This window comes from Bacteroidota bacterium (genome assembly GCA_018816945.1).
Lineage (GTDB): Bacteria > Bacteroidota > Bacteroidia > Bacteroidales.
The window spans coordinates 87,306-105,605 of sequence record JAHIVC010000015.1 but is presented as its reverse complement, the minus strand read 5'-3'; the positions used below and the strand labels follow the sequence as shown (position 1 = coordinate 105,605).

15 protein-coding genes are annotated in these 18,300 nt (G+C 36.5%); all 15 read left to right on the top strand.

Annotated elements, in window-relative coordinates:
• Nucleotides 1-5: 5 nt before the first annotated feature.
• Nucleotides 6-1,061, top strand: a complete 1,056-nt coding sequence (gene gldL, locus KKG99_02905; GenBank protein MBU1011931.1) for a gliding motility protein GldL — start codon at nucleotides 6-8, stop codon at nucleotides 1,059-1,061.
• Nucleotides 1,062-1,101: 40 nt separating this feature from the next.
• On the top strand, nucleotides 1,102-2,709 hold the full coding sequence (gldM, locus tag KKG99_02900) for a gliding motility protein GldM (protein MBU1011930.1): 1,608 nt from the start codon (nucleotides 1,102-1,104) through the stop codon (nucleotides 2,707-2,709).
• Nucleotide 2,710: 1 nt separating this feature from the next.
• Entirely contained in the window at nucleotides 2,711-3,556 is an 846-nt protein-coding gene (gldN, locus tag KKG99_02895; GenBank protein ID MBU1011929.1) for a gliding motility protein GldN, read from the top strand.
• A gap of 85 nt (nucleotides 3,557-3,641) precedes the next feature.
• Nucleotides 3,642-5,747: an ATP-dependent DNA helicase RecG gene (gene recG / locus KKG99_02890; GenBank protein MBU1011928.1), complete on the top strand. Its 2,106-nt coding sequence runs from the start codon at nucleotides 3,642-3,644 to the stop codon at nucleotides 5,745-5,747.
• A gap of 163 nt (nucleotides 5,748-5,910) precedes the next feature.
• The gene (pheT, locus tag KKG99_02885; protein ID MBU1011927.1) at nucleotides 5,911-8,379 is read left to right on the top strand and encodes a phenylalanine--tRNA ligase subunit beta; all 2,469 of its coding nucleotides are present in this window, start codon (nucleotides 5,911-5,913) and stop codon (nucleotides 8,377-8,379) included.
• A 120-nt stretch (nucleotides 8,380-8,499) separates the two neighbouring features.
• Entirely contained in the window at nucleotides 8,500-9,720 is a 1,221-nt protein-coding gene (locus KKG99_02880; GenBank protein ID MBU1011926.1) for a sigma-54 dependent transcriptional regulator, read from the top strand.
• 4 nt (nucleotides 9,721-9,724) lie between these two features.
• Nucleotides 9,725-10,237, top strand: a complete 513-nt coding sequence (locus tag KKG99_02875; GenBank protein ID MBU1011925.1) for a hypothetical protein — start codon at nucleotides 9,725-9,727, stop codon at nucleotides 10,235-10,237.
• An 11-nt stretch (nucleotides 10,238-10,248) separates the two neighbouring features.
• Entirely contained in the window at nucleotides 10,249-11,007 is a 759-nt protein-coding gene (locus tag KKG99_02870) for a hypothetical protein (protein MBU1011924.1), read from the top strand.
• Nucleotides 11,008-11,025: 18 nt separating this feature from the next.
• Nucleotides 11,026-11,376: a preprotein translocase subunit SecG gene (gene secG / locus KKG99_02865; GenBank protein ID MBU1011923.1), complete on the top strand. Its 351-nt coding sequence runs from the start codon at nucleotides 11,026-11,028 to the stop codon at nucleotides 11,374-11,376.
• A 138-nt stretch (nucleotides 11,377-11,514) separates the two neighbouring features.
• Nucleotides 11,515-11,793, top strand: coding sequence for a co-chaperone GroES (locus tag KKG99_02860; protein ID MBU1011922.1), 279 nt, complete (start codon nucleotides 11,515-11,517; stop codon nucleotides 11,791-11,793).
• A gap of 25 nt (nucleotides 11,794-11,818) precedes the next feature.
• Nucleotides 11,819-13,462, top strand: a complete 1,644-nt coding sequence (gene groL, locus KKG99_02855) for a chaperonin GroEL (protein MBU1011921.1) — start codon at nucleotides 11,819-11,821, stop codon at nucleotides 13,460-13,462.
• A 257-nt stretch (nucleotides 13,463-13,719) separates the two neighbouring features.
• Nucleotides 13,720-15,042 (top strand): hydroxymethylglutaryl-CoA reductase, encoded by a 1,323-nt coding sequence (locus tag KKG99_02850; GenBank protein MBU1011920.1) that lies wholly within the window; start codon nucleotides 13,720-13,722, stop codon nucleotides 15,040-15,042.
• A 17-nt stretch (nucleotides 15,043-15,059) separates the two neighbouring features.
• On the top strand, nucleotides 15,060-15,989 hold the full coding sequence (locus KKG99_02845) for a GHMP kinase (GenBank protein ID MBU1011919.1): 930 nt from the start codon (nucleotides 15,060-15,062) through the stop codon (nucleotides 15,987-15,989).
• A gap of 3 nt (nucleotides 15,990-15,992) precedes the next feature.
• Nucleotides 15,993-17,060 carry a diphosphomevalonate decarboxylase gene (mvaD, locus tag KKG99_02840; GenBank protein MBU1011918.1) on the top strand — a complete coding sequence of 356 codons (1,068 nt, stop codon included), beginning with the start codon at nucleotides 15,993-15,995 and terminating at the stop codon, nucleotides 17,058-17,060.
• A complete protein-coding gene (locus KKG99_02835) occupies nucleotides 17,050-18,042 on the top strand; it encodes a mevalonate kinase (GenBank protein ID MBU1011917.1) in 993 nt (330 codons plus the stop codon). The genes mvaD and KKG99_02835 overlap by 11 nt, the downstream gene beginning before the upstream one ends.
• The last annotated feature ends 258 nt before the right edge of the window (nucleotides 18,043-18,300 follow it).

Genomic DNA, 18,300 nt, shown 5'->3' with positions numbered 1-18,300 from the left:
TAGAAATGGCAATTATTAATCAATCTTTAAGAACAAAAGGTTATATAGCGGTTAGAGGCAGGTATTTTAAAAAATTCCTAGCTCGAGCATACGGAATAGGTGCATCGGTTGTAATTTTAGGTGCACTTTTTAAAATTAATCATTATGCCTATGCAGATGAAATGTTATTGGTAGGTCTTGGCACTGAAGCCCTAATCTTCCTTTTATCTGCATTCGAACCACCACATGTTGAACCTGACTGGAGTTTAGTATATCCGGAATTAGAAGCTTTTTATATTGGAGATGGGATTGGTAAAAGAACGAAAAAGGAAAACTACACCCAACAACTCGACAATCTTTTAAAAGATGCCAATATCGATGCTCAACTGATTGATAATCTTGCATCAGGGTTGCGTAATTTAAGCGATAATACTTCAAAATTAAAAGATGTAACCAACGCTTCATTTGCAACCAATGAATATGTTGACCGGATGCGTTCCGCAACCTCTTCAATGAGTGATTTATCTGAAACTTATAAAAAAACAGCCAACTCATTAGGTCGCGATGTTCAGGTAAACGATGAATTTTCAGCTAATGTGAAACAAGCATCTTATCAGGTTTCGGAATTGACAAAATCCTACAGTGCAGCAAATGAATCGATAAAAGCCGATATCTCATCGGTTAAAGGATTTTCAGAAACAGTCAGGGATGCCAATGATTCTGCTAAAGGACTTGCAGATAATTACAAAAGATCATCTGAAATTATTTCAAAATCTGCTGATGCACTTGATTTTTCAGATATTGAAGGTTCATTATACAACCAGCAACTGAAAAAGATTTCAGAGACCATGTCTTCTTTAAATAAATTTTACGAGATGCAATTGCAAAGCTCAAACCAACAAGTTGAGTCTTCTGCAAAACTTCATGAAACCATGAATCTGTTCCTGGCTAACCTGAATGAATCAGCCAATGGGATGATTGCATATAAGAAAAACATGGATGAACTTAATCAGAAGATGGCAGCATTAAATAGTGTATATGGTGGCATGTTATCAGCGATGAATCCTAATGCTTCACGTTAACAATTGTTTATCTAGTATTAATTTATATCAATAAACTGATATGGCAGCATATAAGGAAACCCCGAGGCAGAAAATGATCGCGATGATGTATTTGGTGCTTACAGCCCTGTTGGCACTGAATGTTTCAAAGTCGATGTTAGATGCCTTCATCGTTGTTAACGAGAGCATGGAATCGACCATTGGAAATTTTTCAAATAAAATTGAAGATGTTCATGCAGAGTTTAATAAACAATACAAACTTAATCCTAATAAAATAAAACCTTTTTGGGATAAGGCCCAAGAGGTGAGAGCAAATAGTCAGGAATTGATCCAATTTATTGACAGTTTAAAATATGCCCTTATTATTCAATCTGAAAACAAAATTAAAACCGTTGAAGAAGCTAAGAGTACTCCACTGAAAGAGATAAAATCAAAGGATAGTTATACCGAACCAACACGGTTCTTTTTTAAGAATTCGGCAGATGGATCAAAAGGTGCTTCCGGTATGCTCAGAATAAGAATTGATGAATTCAGGAAACAGACCCTTGCATTAATGAACGAACCTGAAGATAGCGACCGCATCGGATTATTAACAAAGGGCCCCTATTACGATGCAGATGGCATGGAGCAAAGCTGGGAACAACATAATTTTTATTATACCATTCTGGCAGCAGACGTTACCATCTTGAACAAATTAATTGGGGAAGTTCAAAATGCCGAATTTGATGTTACCAGTTATCTTTTCTCTTCGGTAACTGCTGAGGATTTTAAATTTGATGACATAACAGCTAAAGTTATTTCTAAAAATTCTTACATTTTGAAAGGTCAGCAATATGAAGCAGAAGTTTTTGTTGCTGCCTACGATACCAAACAAAACCCCGAAGTTTATGTTTTGCAAGGTGTCGATGAAATCAATGAAAGCAATATTAGTCGTGCCAATCAACTTGGAGGTAAAGATGGAGTAGTTAAACTTAATTTTACTAGCAGTGCAGAAGGGACTCATAAATACGCCGGGCTTATCAGGATTGTAAATCCCGAAGGTGATAAAGTTGATTATCCTTTCAAGAGTGAATACATTGTTGGACCTCCTTCATTAACGGTTGCTGCCATAAAGATGAATGTATTTTATATTGGCGTTGACAATCCTGTTTCAATTTCAGTTCCGGGAATGGCCGACGAGCTTATAATTCCAACTATTTCAGCTGGTAAATTGAATAGAAATCCAAATGGGCCTGGTTGGGTTGTTAGAGTAGAGACAGGAACTACAAAAACAGTGATTAGTGCAACTGCAAACTATAATGGTACCCGTTTAAATATGGGAAGCAGCGAATTCAGAGTAAAAAGAGTACCTGATCCGGTTGCTAAAATTGCCCGTCAGAAAGAAGGGTCAATTGATAAAAATACTTTGATAGCTGCGGCTGCCATCATTCCTTCAATGGATGATTTTGAATTTGACTTAAATTTTATAGTCAATTCGTTTACAATGGTAACCATGTTAAACGGTGACTTTGTTCCAAAAACAACTCAGGGCAATCAGTTCTCAGCAGAAATGATTGAAATGATCAGAAACGCAAGAAGAGGACAAAAGTTTTTCTTTGAAAACATTCAAGCTTCAGGACCCGATGGATCAAAAAGAACTTTAAATCCTATCAATTTAACAATTAATTAAGATGAAAAATATTATTTCATTATTCGTTTTAGGTTTCTTACTCACCATTGTTTTACAAATCAATGCGCAAGTAATAAATGAAACACCTGTCGATGGTTTATTTCCCGATGATGGTATCATTGATGTAAAACCTACGCCACTGCCATCAATCCGCATGGCTGATGTAATGTGGCAAAAAAGAATTTGGAGGGTGATTGATTTTCGAGAGAAGATGAATCAGCCTTTTTATTTTCCTGTTGAGGCACATGGAAACTGGAGAAGTTTTTTCCAAATTGTAATCGACGGTCTTAAGGAAGGTGAAATTACGGCTTATGATATTTCTGCCACGGACGAGTTTCTTGCTCCCATCACTTATAATGAGGTGGTTGCCCGTCAAACCAGTGCTGTGAATATGGTATTGTCGCGACCTTATCCTCCTTATGATGAATATGATACTACAATCTACACCACATTTGATCCCAGCAAGGTTATGCAACTAAGAGTTAAAGAAGATTGGTATTTCGACAAACAAAGATCCCAAATGATGGTTAGGGTTATCGGTCTTTGTCCGGTGATGATGGAAGAACGTGACGGCAAAGAAATTCCTCAACCTTTATTCTGGATTTATTTTCCCGAAGCCCGAAATATTTTGGCCAAAGCACAAATGTACAACCGCTTCAACGATGCCGAAAAAAGAACTTATGATGAAATTTTCTGGAAACGGATGTTTTCAAGTTATATCTATAAAGAATCAAATGTTTTCGACCGCCGAATTTCGGAATACGCCGAAGGCATTGATGCACTGTTCGAATCGGAGCGAATTAAAAACGAATTGTTTACCTTCGAGCATCAGCTCTGGGAATTTTAAGAACATACCTAAAAAACTCCTCCATTGAGAGGGGTTTTTTTTTGATAGCTAAATTCATAAATTTGTTTTGTAAAGTTTCCTTTGAATGTCATATAGTTTCCTTGATACCCCAATTGAATACCTGAAAGGTGTAGGCCCTCAAAGAGCCCAATCTTTGAGGCTGGAACTGGCAATTAATACCTTTGGCGACCTATTAAACTTTTACCCGTTTCGTTATATCGATAAGAGTAAAATTTACAAAATCAGGGATATCTCAAACACAAATACCCTCATTCAACTTAAAGGAAAAATTTCCAATATCCAGCAAATTGGCCAACAACGGGCTGCACGCTTAACAGCGATTCTTTCCGACAATAGCGGTTCCATCGAGCTGGTTTGGTTCCGTTCGATCCGATGGATTAAAGAAAGTATCAAAGAAAATAATGAATATATCGTTTTTGGGAAACCTACTTTGTTCAATAACAAATATAATATTGCCCATCCCGAAATTGAGCCTGTTGAAAAAGAAGACGAAGGATTGGGTGAAAGTTTGCAACCTTATTACAATTCAACCGAAAAACTTAAGGCCAAAGGATTAGGAAATAAAGCCATCGGAAACCTTACCAGGAATTTGCTTATCCGGTCTGAGGGTGTTCTTCGCGAAACTTTGACAAAGGAAATCATCAACAATCTGAAATTAATTTCGCATGAAGAAGCCTTACTAAACATCCATTTCCCCAAAAACCCTCAGCTACTTTCGCGAGCACAAAGTCGTTTAAAATTTGAAGAACTATTCTTTATTCAACTAAAACTTTTACGTCATAAAATTAACCGTACACAAAAAATTAAAGGCAATGTATTTACAAATGTTGGTAAATACGTAAATGACTTTTATGCCAATAATCTGCCCTTTGAACTGACGAATGCTCAAAAGCGGGTCATTAAAGAAATTCGTACCGATTTAGGTTCGGGCAAACAAATGAACCGCCTTTTACAAGGGGATGTGGGCAGCGGAAAAACTCTCGTGGCTCTAATGTCGATCCTAATTGCCCTCGACAATGGATTTCAGGCCTGTATTATGGCACCTACTGAAATTCTGGCAACTCAGCATGCTAAGAGCATACAAGCCATGATCAACAAATTGAACATCAAACTTGCACTTTTAACGGGTTCAACAAAAACTGCCGAACGAAAAATAATTCATGAACAATTGCAAAGTGGTGAACTGAATGTGCTCATTGGTACGCATGCTTTAATTGAAGATGCCGTAAAATTTAATAATCTGGGCTTGGTAATTATTGATGAGCAGCATCGTTTTGGCGTGGAGCAACGCGCAAAACTTTGGCGAAAAAACAATGTTCCGCCTCATATTTTAGTGATGACTGCCACTCCTATACCCCGAACTTTAGGAATGACTTTGTACGGTGATCTTGATTTTTCCGTCATTGATGAGCTTCCACCCGGACGAAAAGCCATCAAAACCATCCACCAATATGATTCGGGAAGGTTGAAGCTATTTGGGTTTTTGAAAAAACAAATCAAACAGGGCAATCAGGTTTATATTGTTTATCCCTTAATCAACGAATCGGAAAAACTTGATTTAAAAGATTTAATGGATGGGTACGAAAGTATTAGCCGCGATTTTCCGCTCCCTGAGTATGCCATCAGTATTGTGCATGGCAAAATGAAACCTGCTCAAAAAGAATACGAAATGCGGCGATTCATCAAAGGCGAAACCCAGATCATGGTTTCTACAACTGTAATCGAAGTAGGGATTGATATTCCCAACGCCTCGGTAATGGTCATCGAAAATGCCGAACGTTTTGGCCTGTCGCAGCTTCACCAGTTAAGGGGCAGGGTTGGAAGAGGTGCCGACCAATCGTATTGCATTTTGATGTCGGGTTATAAATTAACTGCCGAGGGCAAAAAAAGGCTTGAAATCATGGTAAACTCAAGCGATGGATTTGAAATTGCCGAAGCCGACCTGAGGCTGAGGGGCCCCGGTGATTTACAAGGAACACAGCAAAGCGGTGTGTTGGATTTAAAAATTGCTGACCTCATTAAAGATGAAAAAATCTTAAAATATGCCCGAAATCTTGCCAATGAAATTCTGGATAAGGACCCTAATTTAGAAACTCCATCGAACAAACCCTTAAAAAATCAACTGATCCAAATGTTTAAGAATAAACCAAACTGGGGCTTAATTAGTTAAAGTTCTGCAGGGTGACACCCCATTCATACTGCCAATAACTTAATTTTAATAAAAATGTCATCTGTTTCTTTTGTTAATGATCTGGTTTCCGATTCATTAAATAATTTCATCCATAAAAAGGAGAAATTCCTTACTTTTACCGACCTAAACAAAATTAATTTCAATGAAGATTTCTTATAACTGGCTTAAACGTTACGTCGACTTTGATATTGAGCCTGAACAATTATCCGTTTTACTTACCGATTGCGGTCTGGAGGTTGAAAGCTTCGAACGAATCCAGTCGGTAAAAGGCGGATTAAAAGGGGTTGTGATTGGTGAGGTAAAAACTAGGATCCAGCACCCAAATGCTGACAAACTATCCTGCACAACTGTTGATATCGGGGGCAAAGAACTTTTATCCATCGTTTGCGGAGCGCCGAATGTTGCCGCAGGTCAGAAAGTACCGGTTGCCACAGTTGGCACCATGATTTACATGGGAAACGAATCATTTGAAATCAAAAAATCAAAAATACGGGGTGAAACTTCCGAAGGGATGATTTGTGCCGAAGATGAACTTGGGCTTGGAACAGAACATGCCGGAATCATGGTTCTCGATCCAAATGCTAAAATTGGTTCACCTGCAAAAGATTATTTTGGAGTTGAGGAAGATTATGTTTTTGATATCGGGCTTACTCCCAATCGAGCCGATGCCACTTCGCATATTGGCGTTGCAAGGGATTTGGTTGCGGTATTAAATAATAATTACCCCGATCATAATTATAAACTTAAAATACCATCGATTGCCGATTTTAAAGTTGATAACGAGACCCGAAAAATCGAAATTGTTGTTGAAGATACTCAGGCTTGTCCCAGATATACAGGCATTACAGTAAGCGGATTAAAAGTAAAACCTTCTCCGGCATGGATGCAAAACCTTTTAAAAACACTCGGGCTGAAACCCATAAATAATGTGGTTGATATCACCAATTTTATATTGTTTGAAACGGGCCAACCACTTCATGCTTTTAATTCAGAAGCTATTCAAGGCAATAAAGTGATCGTTAAAAAACTGAAAGAAGGCACAAAATTTATTACCCTTGACGAGCAGAAACGATCCTTAAATCAAAACGATTTGATGATTTGCAATGCGACCGAAGGCATGTGTATGGCCGGAGTTTACGGAGGATTGGGTTCCGGAATTACTGCCACAACAAGCAATCTGTTTCTTGAAAGTGCTTATTTTGATCCGGCAACCATTCGGAAAACTTCAAAATTTCATGGATTGCAAACCGATGCTTCATTTCGTTTTGAGCGCGGAACTGATCCAAATATGACAGAATATGCATTAAAAAGGGCCTGTCTGTTATTTAAAGAATTGGCTGAGGGACAGATCACTAGTAATGTTGTTGATATATATCCTTCCCCCATCCAAAAATGGACGGTTGAAATCAAATATGCAAATGTTGATCGACTCATTGGTAAATGTATCGACCGATCGGTGATTAAACGCATTTTAGTGAATCTGGGTATCGAAATTATTGATGAAACCGAGCTTGGATTGAATTTGCTCATCCCGACTTACAAAGTGGATGTTACCCGTGAAGCAGATGTCATTGAAGAAATTTTAAGAATTTACGGGTATAATAATATTGAATATTCCGAGAGTCTCAATTCTTCACTTTCTTACAGCGACGAGCAAGACCGTAAAGAACTTTTACAGAATCAAATTTCGGCCTTTTTGTCGGATAACGGGTTTTTTGAAATCATGAATAATTCCTTGATCAATTCAAAATATTTTAAAAAACAGGAAGTATACAAAGCCGAAGAGAACGTAAAAGTTTTAAATCCGGTAAGCGGTGATTTAGATGTATTGCGTCAGAGCCTCCTTTTCGGTGGTCTTGAATCGATTGAATATAATCAGAACCGTAAAAATCCGGATATTAAGTTTTATGAATTCGGACAAATTTATTCAAAATCAAATGCTGAAATCAATTCGGCAAATGCGCTTGATAAATTTCATGAATCAAAACATCTGGCAGTTTTTGTAAGTGGCAAAGTAGCTCCCGAAAATTGGCTGCAAGAATCACGTCAAGTTGATTTTTATTCTTTAAAATTCTTCGTTCATCAAATTCTGAAACGCTTGGATGTTAATCTTTCCAACATTCAGGTTAATGAAAATATCGATGCACTTTTTGAATATGGACAAACCATTCAACTAAACAATAAAGAGATGGTTACCTTCGGTTCCTTATCGAAAAAAATATTGAAACAATTTGACATTAAGCAAAAGGTGTTTTATGCTGATTTCAGCTGGGATCAACTTTCAAAAGCTGTCCGCAAATCCAAGATTCAATTCTGCGAAATTCCAAAATTCCAGGAAGTTCGTCGTGATTTGGCACTCATGCTTCATAAAGAAGTTACATTCGAATCGCTTAAGGACCTTGCTTTTAAAACAGAACGGAAACTTCTAAAATCTGTTTCACTATTCGATATTTATGAAGGCGATAAAATTGAAAAAGGTAAAAAATCATATGCCCTGAGTTTTACTTTACGCGATGAATATCAAACATTGACCGATAAGGTAGTTGACAAAGTCATGAATAAACTAATGCTTGCATTCGAGCAACAATTGAATGCAAGCATCCGAAAATAAATTAAAGGGCTAAACCGTTAAGTTAAAGCATGTTTTTGATTAGGGAATGTTTTTTCCCTAACTTTGCATATCGCGGTGTTCAATCATTATGAGCGTTCATCGAAAGAAATTTTTTAATAAATGGAGATTCAAGCACTAAAACAACGATTCGGGATCATAGGGGTTTCTCCTCTTTTAGACAGGGCAATTGATGTGGCCCGACAGGTTGCTCCTACTGATATCACTGTTTTTATTACGGGTGAAAGTGGCACAGGGAAAGAAGTTTTTCCTCAAATCATCCATCAATTAAGTTCACGTAAACATGGTCCTTACATTGCCGTAAACTGCGGTGCTATTCCTGAAGGCACCATCGACTCAGAATTATTTGGACATGAAAAAGGTTCATTTACGGGTGCACACGAATCGCGCAAAGGATATTTTGAAGTAGTTAACGGTGGCACCATTTTTTTGGATGAAGTCGCTGAACTTCCGCTTTCGACTCAAGTTCGGCTTCTACGCGTTTTGGAAACGGGCGAATTTATGAAAGTCGGTTCTTCAAAAGTGATTAAAACCAATGTACGGGTTGTTGCGGCCACAAATGTTGATGTTCCGAGGGCCATCAACGAAGGAAAATTCCGTCAGGATTTATTTTACCGACTGAACACAGTTCCGATTTTCGTTCCGCCTTTACGTGATCGTAAAGATGATATTTTTCTATTATTCAGGAAATTTGCGGCCGACTTTGCCGAAAAATACAGAATGCCTGCTTTGCAATTGGATGAGGAGGCAGTTACGATTCTGACCAATTACCGCTGGAATGGAAATATTCGCCAATTAAAAAATACCGCAGAACAGATCTCAATCATTGAGAAAGAACATTTTATCAATGCTACAATCCTCCAAAAATATTTACCACACGGTGTTGGAAGTGATTTGCCGGTTCTTTACAAAACAAGCAAGGAAAAGGAAGATTTTTCGGAACGTGATATTTTGTATAAGGTGCTTTTTGATATGAAAAAAGACATCAATGACTTGAAAAAAATAGTACTCGACATTGTTGAAAATGGAGAAATTAGCAGTGCTGAAAATAATGCCAAGCTCATTAAAAAATTATATCAGGATGACAATGATTCGTTTGAATTGAATAAAATTGAAATTCAACAAAGGGTAGATGAAAATATAAATGAACCCATTCAGCATTCAGAGTTAGTCGAAGAATCCTTATCGCTTCAAAAAAGGGAAATTGAAATGATCAGGCAAGCCCTTGAAAAGCACAAAGGAAAAAGAAAAAATGCAGCCGATGAATTGGGGATATCTGAACGTACACTTTACCGAAAAATCAAAGAATATAATATAAAATAGACCGATGCTAAACAAAAACATAACACTTTTGCTTCTAGCTTTTATTGTCTTATCTTTAGGGAGTTGCGGAATATATTCATTCAGCGGGGCATCAATTCCTGCGGAAGCAAAAACCATCAACATTGCTTATTTTGAAAACAAAGCGACCCTTGTAGAACCATCTTTAGGCCAGATCTTAACAGACAAATTAAAAAACCGTTTTTCATCTCAAACGCAATTAAACATAACTGAATCGGGTGGTGATTTGCAAATTGAAGGAACCATAACTGAATATAAAACAGAACCACTGGCGATCCAACCTGACCAAACAGCTGCTTTAAACCGTCTGACTATCACCCTTGAAGTTAACTTTGTAAATTTTTACGATCCTTCAAAAGATTTTAAAAGCAGCAAGATAACCCGTTATGAAGATTATCCAAGTTCAGAAAACTTTGTGGATGTTCAGGATGCATTAATTGATGTTATTGTTGAGGCTCTGGTTGATGACATTTTTAACGCAACTGTTGTAAATTGGTAACATTTCATACGATGAAAAGAGAACAATTTATTGAGTATTTAAACAAGCCATCCAGGCTTAATGCAGAATCTGCAGTTTTACTTCAGCAATTATCAAAGGATTATCCCTATTGTGCTTCCATTGAAACCCTTTTAAGTTTAAATTTTTTCAAAGAGAGGAATATTCAATTCGAATCGCAACTTGGTAAAAATGCTGCAATAGTAGCTGATCGCAAAATGCTTAAAATGCATATTGATCTACTTAGCGATAAACTTGAAAATGTGGAATTTCCGGATGAGTTTATTGAAAAAGTTAAAGATGTACAAGCTGACGTTATCGATAAGGAACTTGACGAAAAAATAAAACGGGATTCGATAAAGATTCAGGAATTGAAAGCCAGAATTGAAAAGAAGTTAGCCGAAATTGAACGTGCAAAAGAAGAAGCTAAGGGCAAACCTATAATTCAAACTGAAACAAAACCAACAATAGAAATAGAAAGATTAAAAGATGAGAACAAATCAAAAAGCCGGGATGAACTCATCAATCAGTTCATTTATACCTCTCCAAGCATAACCCGTCATCAATCTGCATTCTACAATCCTCTTGAATTAGCACAACAAAGTATTGTCGACCAGGAAAATATTGTAAGCGAAACACTCGCCAAAATTTATTACGATCAAGGCTATAAAGTGAAGGCAACTAAAATTTATCGCAAATTAAGCTTGAAATATCCGGAAAAAAGCAGTTACTTTGCAGCCCAAATTGAAAAAATAGAAAAAGAAATTCAATAACCTGAAAAATAAAAAACAATGGGCACATATATTCTAGTATCGGTTCTAATTCTGATCACCTGCATCTTATTGATCTTGGTAGTTCTTGTTCAAAACTCAAAAGGAGGAGGTCTTGCTTCAAACTTTGCAGGATCAAATCAATACATGGGCGTACGCAAAACAGCTGACTTTCTAGAAAAGTCCACCTGGACACTGGCCATTGTATTATTATTTCTGAGCTTATCCACCATATTTGTTATCCCACGATCTACTGAAACACAAAACTTAGTTGATACGGAATTAAGGGACCAGATTAACAATACACAACCAGCTAGTTTGCCGGTTCAAGATTATCAAGCTCCACCACCTCGTGAAGAGGAGAAAAAATAAAAGATTCTTATCTTAAAGAAAATGTCAGATTGTCATAAAAATCTGACATTTTTTTTTGAATATCGACTTGGCACAGAATATGCAAATGACTTTGGACGTATTGAAATAATATTGCAAACATATAAACTAATAAAAAAAATGGGAAAATTAAACATTAAACCTCTGGCAGATAGAGTTATCATCGAGCCTGCTGCTGCTGAAGTAAAAACAGCGGGTGGTATCATCATCCCCAACACAGCAAAAGAAAAGCCTCAAAAAGGTATCGTACTGGCCGTTGGCCCAGGTAAAAAAGATGAACCAATGACCGTTAAAGTAGGTGACAATGTACTTTATGGAAAATACAGTGGAACAGAAATAGTGGTTGAAGGAAAAGACTATTTGATTATGCGCGAATCCGACATCGTTGCTATCGTTTAATTATTAATTTTAAAAATCAGTAAAAATGGCAAAAGATATTTTATATGACCTACCCGCAAGAGATGGGTTAAAAAGAGGTGTTGACGCACTTGCAAATGCAGTTAAGGTTACTTTAGGACCTAAAGGCCGTAACGTTATCATCCAAAAATCATACGGTTCACCCGTTATTACAAAAGATGGTGTTACTGTTGCAAAGGAAATTGACATGAAGGACCCTGTTGAAAACATGGGTGCCCAAATGGTAAAAGAAGTAGCTTCGAAAACCAATGATCAAGCCGGTGACGGCACAACTACCGCTACTGTTTTAGCCCAGGCCATTGTTGCCAAAGGCTTGAAAAATGTTACTGCCGGCGCAAATCCAATGGATTTGAAACGTGGTATTGATAAGGCTGTTATTGAGGTTGTAAAATCTCTTAAACAACAAACCAAACAAATTGGCGACAGTACTGAAAAAATTGAACAAGTTGCATCTATATCGGCTAATAACGATGGTTCCATTGGCAAACTAATTGCTGAGGCGATGAGCAAAGTAAAAAAAGAAGGTGTTATTACCATTGAAGAAGCAAAAGGAATTGAGACCTATGTTGATGTTGTTGAAGGTATGCAATTTGATCGAGGATATATCTCTCCTTACTTTGTAACCAATACAGAAAAAATGGAAGCTGTTTTCGAAGATCCTTACATTTTGATTTATGATAAAAAAATCAGTGTAATGAAAGATTTGCTTCCGATTCTTGAGAAATCAGTTCAAACCGGTCGTGCACTTATTATCATTGCCGAAGATATCGACGGAGAAGCTTTGGCTACATTGGTTGTAAATAAAATCAGAGGCTCATTGAAAGTTGCAGCTGTTAAGGCTCCAGGTTTTGGTGACCGCAGAAAAGAAATGTTGGAAGACATTGCCGTTCTAACAGGAGGAACCGTTATCTCAGAAGAAAAAGGTTATAAATTGGAAGATGCAGATCTTTCATTCCTAGGAGAAGCCGACAAAGTTTCAATTGATAAAGACAACACTACCATCGTTAACGGTAAAGGTGAAAAAATCAATATCGATGGACGGGTAAATCAAATCAAAGCTCAAATCGAAACAACAACTTCCGATTACGACAAAGAAAAACTTCAGGAAAGATTGGCAAAACTTGCCGGTGGTGTTGCAGTTATTTATGTTGGTGCTGCAAGTGAAGTTGAAATGAAAGAGAAAAAAGATCGTTTCGACGATGCATTGAATGCAACCAGAGCGGCTATTGAAGAAGGAATTATTCCAGGTGGGGGTGTTGCTTACTTACGAGCAATCGAATCGATCAGAAACTTAAAAGGTGCTAACGACGACGAAGAAACAGGTATTGCAATTATAATGAGAGCCCTGGAAGAGCCACTTCGCCAAATTGTTGAAAATGCAGGAATGGAAGGATCTGTTGTTGTACAAAAAGTTTCGGAAGGAAAAGGTGATTTTGGTTTCAATGCAAGAACTGATGTTTACGAAAACTTGTATGAAGCAGGTGTTATCGACCCTACTAAAGTAGCACGTATTGCTCTTGAAAACGCAGCATCTATTGCCGGAATGTTACTTACAACCGAATGTGTTTTGGTTGAACATAAAGATGAAAACGCTGCACCTGCTATGCCAATGGGTGGCGGAATGCCAGGCGGTATGGGTGGAATGTACTAACAAACCCCAAAATAAGATAGCAAAAAGCCGTTCAGTTTTTGGGCGGCTTTTTTATGTATCTCCAGAAAATAAAGACTAGTAAAATTTAATACAAATGATATTAGAATGCTATTAACCATAAGCCTTCGAAAATAAGACTGGCATTGAACAATCGAAAAACCTTATTTAGAAACGTTCCATCATTATAATAAAACAATTATCTTTGCATCCGAAAATAAGCATATATATTAAATTAGCATAAAGACAAAAATCAATCTATGTATCTTAACAATACAATCAAAGGATTTTCGAAGCTTACAAAAGATGAAAAATTGGAATTGGTGGCCAGTTATTTCCCGGATTCAAATCTGGCAATAAATGAGCTTAAGACTTTTTGGCATCCCGACAAAAAAACACAAAAACTTTTTGATGAGTTTAGTGAAAATACCATTTCTAATTTCTACATACCATTTGGAATCGTACCCAATATGATGATTAATGCTAAAAATTATATGGTACCTATGGTGATTGAAGAAAGTTCGGTAATTGCAGCTGCATCAAGTAGTGCAAAGTTTTGGGCAGAAAGAGGAGGCTTTAAATCAAAAATAATTGCAACTGAGAAAATTGGACAAGTTCATTTTTTATGGAATGGGAACATTGAAAAATTAAACAAACATTTACCTTCATTAAAGGAAGAACTAATTCAGGGAACCAAACACATTACTTCCCGCATGGATGAAAGAGGCGGTGGAATCACAAATATTGCAATAATTGATCTGACTCCTGAACTAAAAAATTATTATCAGTTAAAAGCAACATTCGAAACTAAAAATTCAATGGGTGCTAATTTTATCAATTCGTGCCTCGAAGAATTTGCGCAGATCTTAAAAAATTACATTTCTAATAATCCTGACTTTAGTCCGGAGGAGAAAGAATGCAATATCATCATTTCGATCCTTTCAAACTATACCCCCAATTGTTTGGTTGAAACTACGGTTGAATGTGAAGTCAAAAGACTGAAAAATGCTGATATAGACATGTTACCCGAGGTATTTGCGCAGAAATTCGAAACAGCAGTTAAAATTGCACATATCGACACTCATCGCGCAACCACTCATAACAAAGGTATTTTTAACGGAATTGATGCCGTAGCTTTAGCAACAGGAAACGATTTTCGGGCAATTGAAGCGTGCGGACATACTTTTGCTGCCCGATCCGGAAAGTACAAAAGTCTTACTGATATTATAATTGACAATAATCATTTCAAATACTCGCTGACAATTCCTTTAGCACTTGGCACAATTGGCGGTTTAACAACATTGCATCCGCTTGCAAAGCGCTCATTACAATTATTGGGAAATCCAAATGCCGAAGATTTAATGATGATTATGGCATCTGCAGGACTGGCGAATAATTTCGGTGCCATCAAATCTTTGGTTACAAAAGGCATTCAGCAGGGCCATATGAAAATGCATTTGTTCAATATCCTGAATCAATATCATGCCACGGAGGTGGAAAAATCAGAAGCAAGAGAATTTTTTAAGGAAGAAAAGGTATCCGTTAAAAAAGTGAGTGACTTTCTGGCAAGCCTTCGACAATAATTACATCTATCGAACCCGTGCAACAAGAATATTTCTATTCGAATGGAAAACTACTCCTGAGTGGCGAGTACCTTGTTCTTTATGGGGCAAAGGCATTGGCTCTTCCATTAAAATTAGGCCAAGATTTGATGGTTGAACATTTTCCAATAAGTGAGCAAAAAACTATTAGATGGAATAGTTTTGAAAACAACAAATTATGGTTTGAAATGGAAGTATGCGTCGATGACTTTTCCATACAAAAAAGATCAGATTTGAAGATTGCCAATCAATTGCTCAATTGCCTTCTACAAGCCAAAAAATTAAATCCTGATTTCCTGAAAGAAGAACAAAATCTCAAGATTCGCACAAATCTTGATTTTAATAAAACATGGGGACTGGGAAGTAGTTCTACCCTTGTGAATAATATTGCTGGTTGGGCTAAAGTCGATCCTTTCAAATTATTAAACCTGACCTTTGGAGGTTCGGGATATGATATCGCTTGTGCATCGGCTGATCAACCTATTTTTTACCAACGAACTGAAAATGAAATCTCCGTTGAAAAAGCTGCGTTTGATCCAATATTTAAAGATTATATATACTTTGCTTATACAGGCCGAAAACAAAATACTTCAAAAAGTGTTGTAGATTTTAGAGAGTTGGATAAACCTTCATCCAACATGATTAGTGAAATATCACAAATGGGTGAAATCATGGCACATACAAGTTCTTTAGATGAATTTAGCAGATGTATTCAATCTCACGAAAATATAATGTCTTCGATTCTGAAACTCAAACCAATAAAACAAGAACGGTTTAAAGATTTTGATGGAGAGATTAAATCGTTGGGAGCCTGGGGTGGAGATTTTATGATGATGGCTTCGAGCAAAAATGATTTTTCATGGATAAAAGCGTATTTTCAAAAGAAGGGATTAAACACTATTTTTAAATATTCTGATATAATTAAATAGCAAATGGATCATTTAACGAAAACGGAAAATTCTGTAAAATGGCAAAGTCCATCAAATATTGCCATCGTTAAATATTGGGGTAAAAAAGGAATTCAAATTCCTATTAATCCATCTATAAGCTTTAGCCTTTCGAATGCTGTTACTGAAACAGAAATAGTTTACACAGCCAAACAAAGTTCTAACGAAGTATCATTAGATTTTTATTTTGAAGGTATTAGAAACCATGCTTTTGAAGATAAGATTTTAAAATATTTAACTCAAATTAAATCCGAATTTAAACTGCTCACGCAATATCATCTCAGCATTAAAAGCAAAAACACTTTTCCACATTCCACCGGAATAGCATCATCGGCATCATCAATGAGCTCAGTGGTATTATGCCTTCTTTCCATTGAACATAAAGAAAAACAACTTTCGAAAGATGAGTTTTTAAAAAAGGCGAGTTACTTTTCACGGCTAGCCTCCGGCAGTGCTTGTCGATCGGTTTATGCAGGGTTTTCTTTATGGGGAAAAACAGGTGCAATTCAATCTTCATCTGACGAATATGCGATTTCTTTATCTGAGATTCATCCTGTTTTTTATGATCTTCAGGATTCGATCCTGATTGTGAGTTCTAAACAGAAAAAAATATCGAGTAGCGCCGGACATCAATTAATGAGCCTCCATCCCTATAAAGAAGCACGAATTGAACAGGCGAATCAACACAGCACCCAATTAATTAACGCATTAAAACTTGGCGATTTTGAATCCTTTATTCGAATTTGCGAAACAGAGGCTCTTAGCCTTCATGCTTTGATGATGACATCAAACCCTTCCTATATGCTGATTGAAGCAAACAGCTTGAAAATTATTGAAAAAATCAGGCATTTCAGAAATGAGAGCGGGTTTGAATTATGCTTCACTTTAGATGCAGGGCCAAATATCCACCTATTATATCCTAAATCAAATAAAGAAGAAATAACCAAATTTATCAAGTCAGAATTATTAGTATATTGTGAGTCGGATAATTGGATAGTTGATGAAATGGGCAAAGGCCCGAAGGAACTGAATAAAGCATATTATGAACGATAAGAGAGAAGTTTTTTACGCCAAAATAATGCTATTTGGCGAATACAGTGTGATTTGCGATTCAATGGGATTGACTATCCCATATGCTCATTTTAAAGGCGAACTAAGTTTTATCAACGAGGATAAATATACCGATCTTGAGTTTGCTTATGAATCGAACCGTCAATTAAAAAAATACAGTTTATATCTTCAAAATTTAATGGATGCCCGAGAATTAATCTTTGAATTTGATTTAGCATCATTTAAAAAAGACATCGGCAAAGGATTATATTTTGAATCGAGCATACCACAAGGATTTGGGATAGGCAGTTCCGGGGCCTTATGCGCGGCCTTGTACAACGAATACGGACAGAACAAAATCCCAAATAGTCGTCACATATCAAAAAAAGAAATTTTAAACTTAAAAAAAATATTGGCACAATTAGAATCCTATTTTCACGGAGTTAGCTCGGGTATTGATCCATTAAATTGTTACTTAAAGCACCCAATCATCATTCATGGAAAAGCTAATCTTTCCACCGTAGGAATTCCTCGAAATAAATATAATGAAAAGGGGGCAATTTTTCTGATAAACACAGGTCAGGCTGGCATGACAGAACCGCTTGTGAAACTGTTTTTCGAGCAATGTAAACAGCATAGTTTTTATAAATCGATAAGAGATGAGATGATCCCGTTTAATAATAATTGCATCAAATCGCTTATTAAAGGGGAAACAAAAGAATTTTTCAAAAATCTTCGGGGCTTATCAAAGTTTTTACTTAAAAACATGGAACCAATGATCCCCGATACTTTTAAGGAAATATGGAATATTGGTTTGGATACTTCCGCATATTACTTAAAATTATGTGGATCAGGTGGAGGTGGATTTCTTCTTGGGTTTACCGAAGATCTTGAAAAAGCAAAATTCGAACTCAGAAAACATAATGTTGAGCTTATACCTGTATATAAAAACGAGAAGCGGATTGTTTCAACGAACAATATCTAAATACTGAAATACTAAACGAGCAATTCAATCTGGCACTCTTTCACAATAAATAATAATACTGTTATAGTTCTGTGCATAGTTTTATTTTACTCCCCTATCAATTTAATCTACTTGGTTATGTAAAACCAATTTTGGTCAGTAATTATTACTTATGGATTATTTAATTATAAATACTGAATTATAATGAAATACCATTATATTAATGGCTACATGAGGTTCTTAATTGAAAAAGTAGTTGCAATTTACTTTTTATTTAAT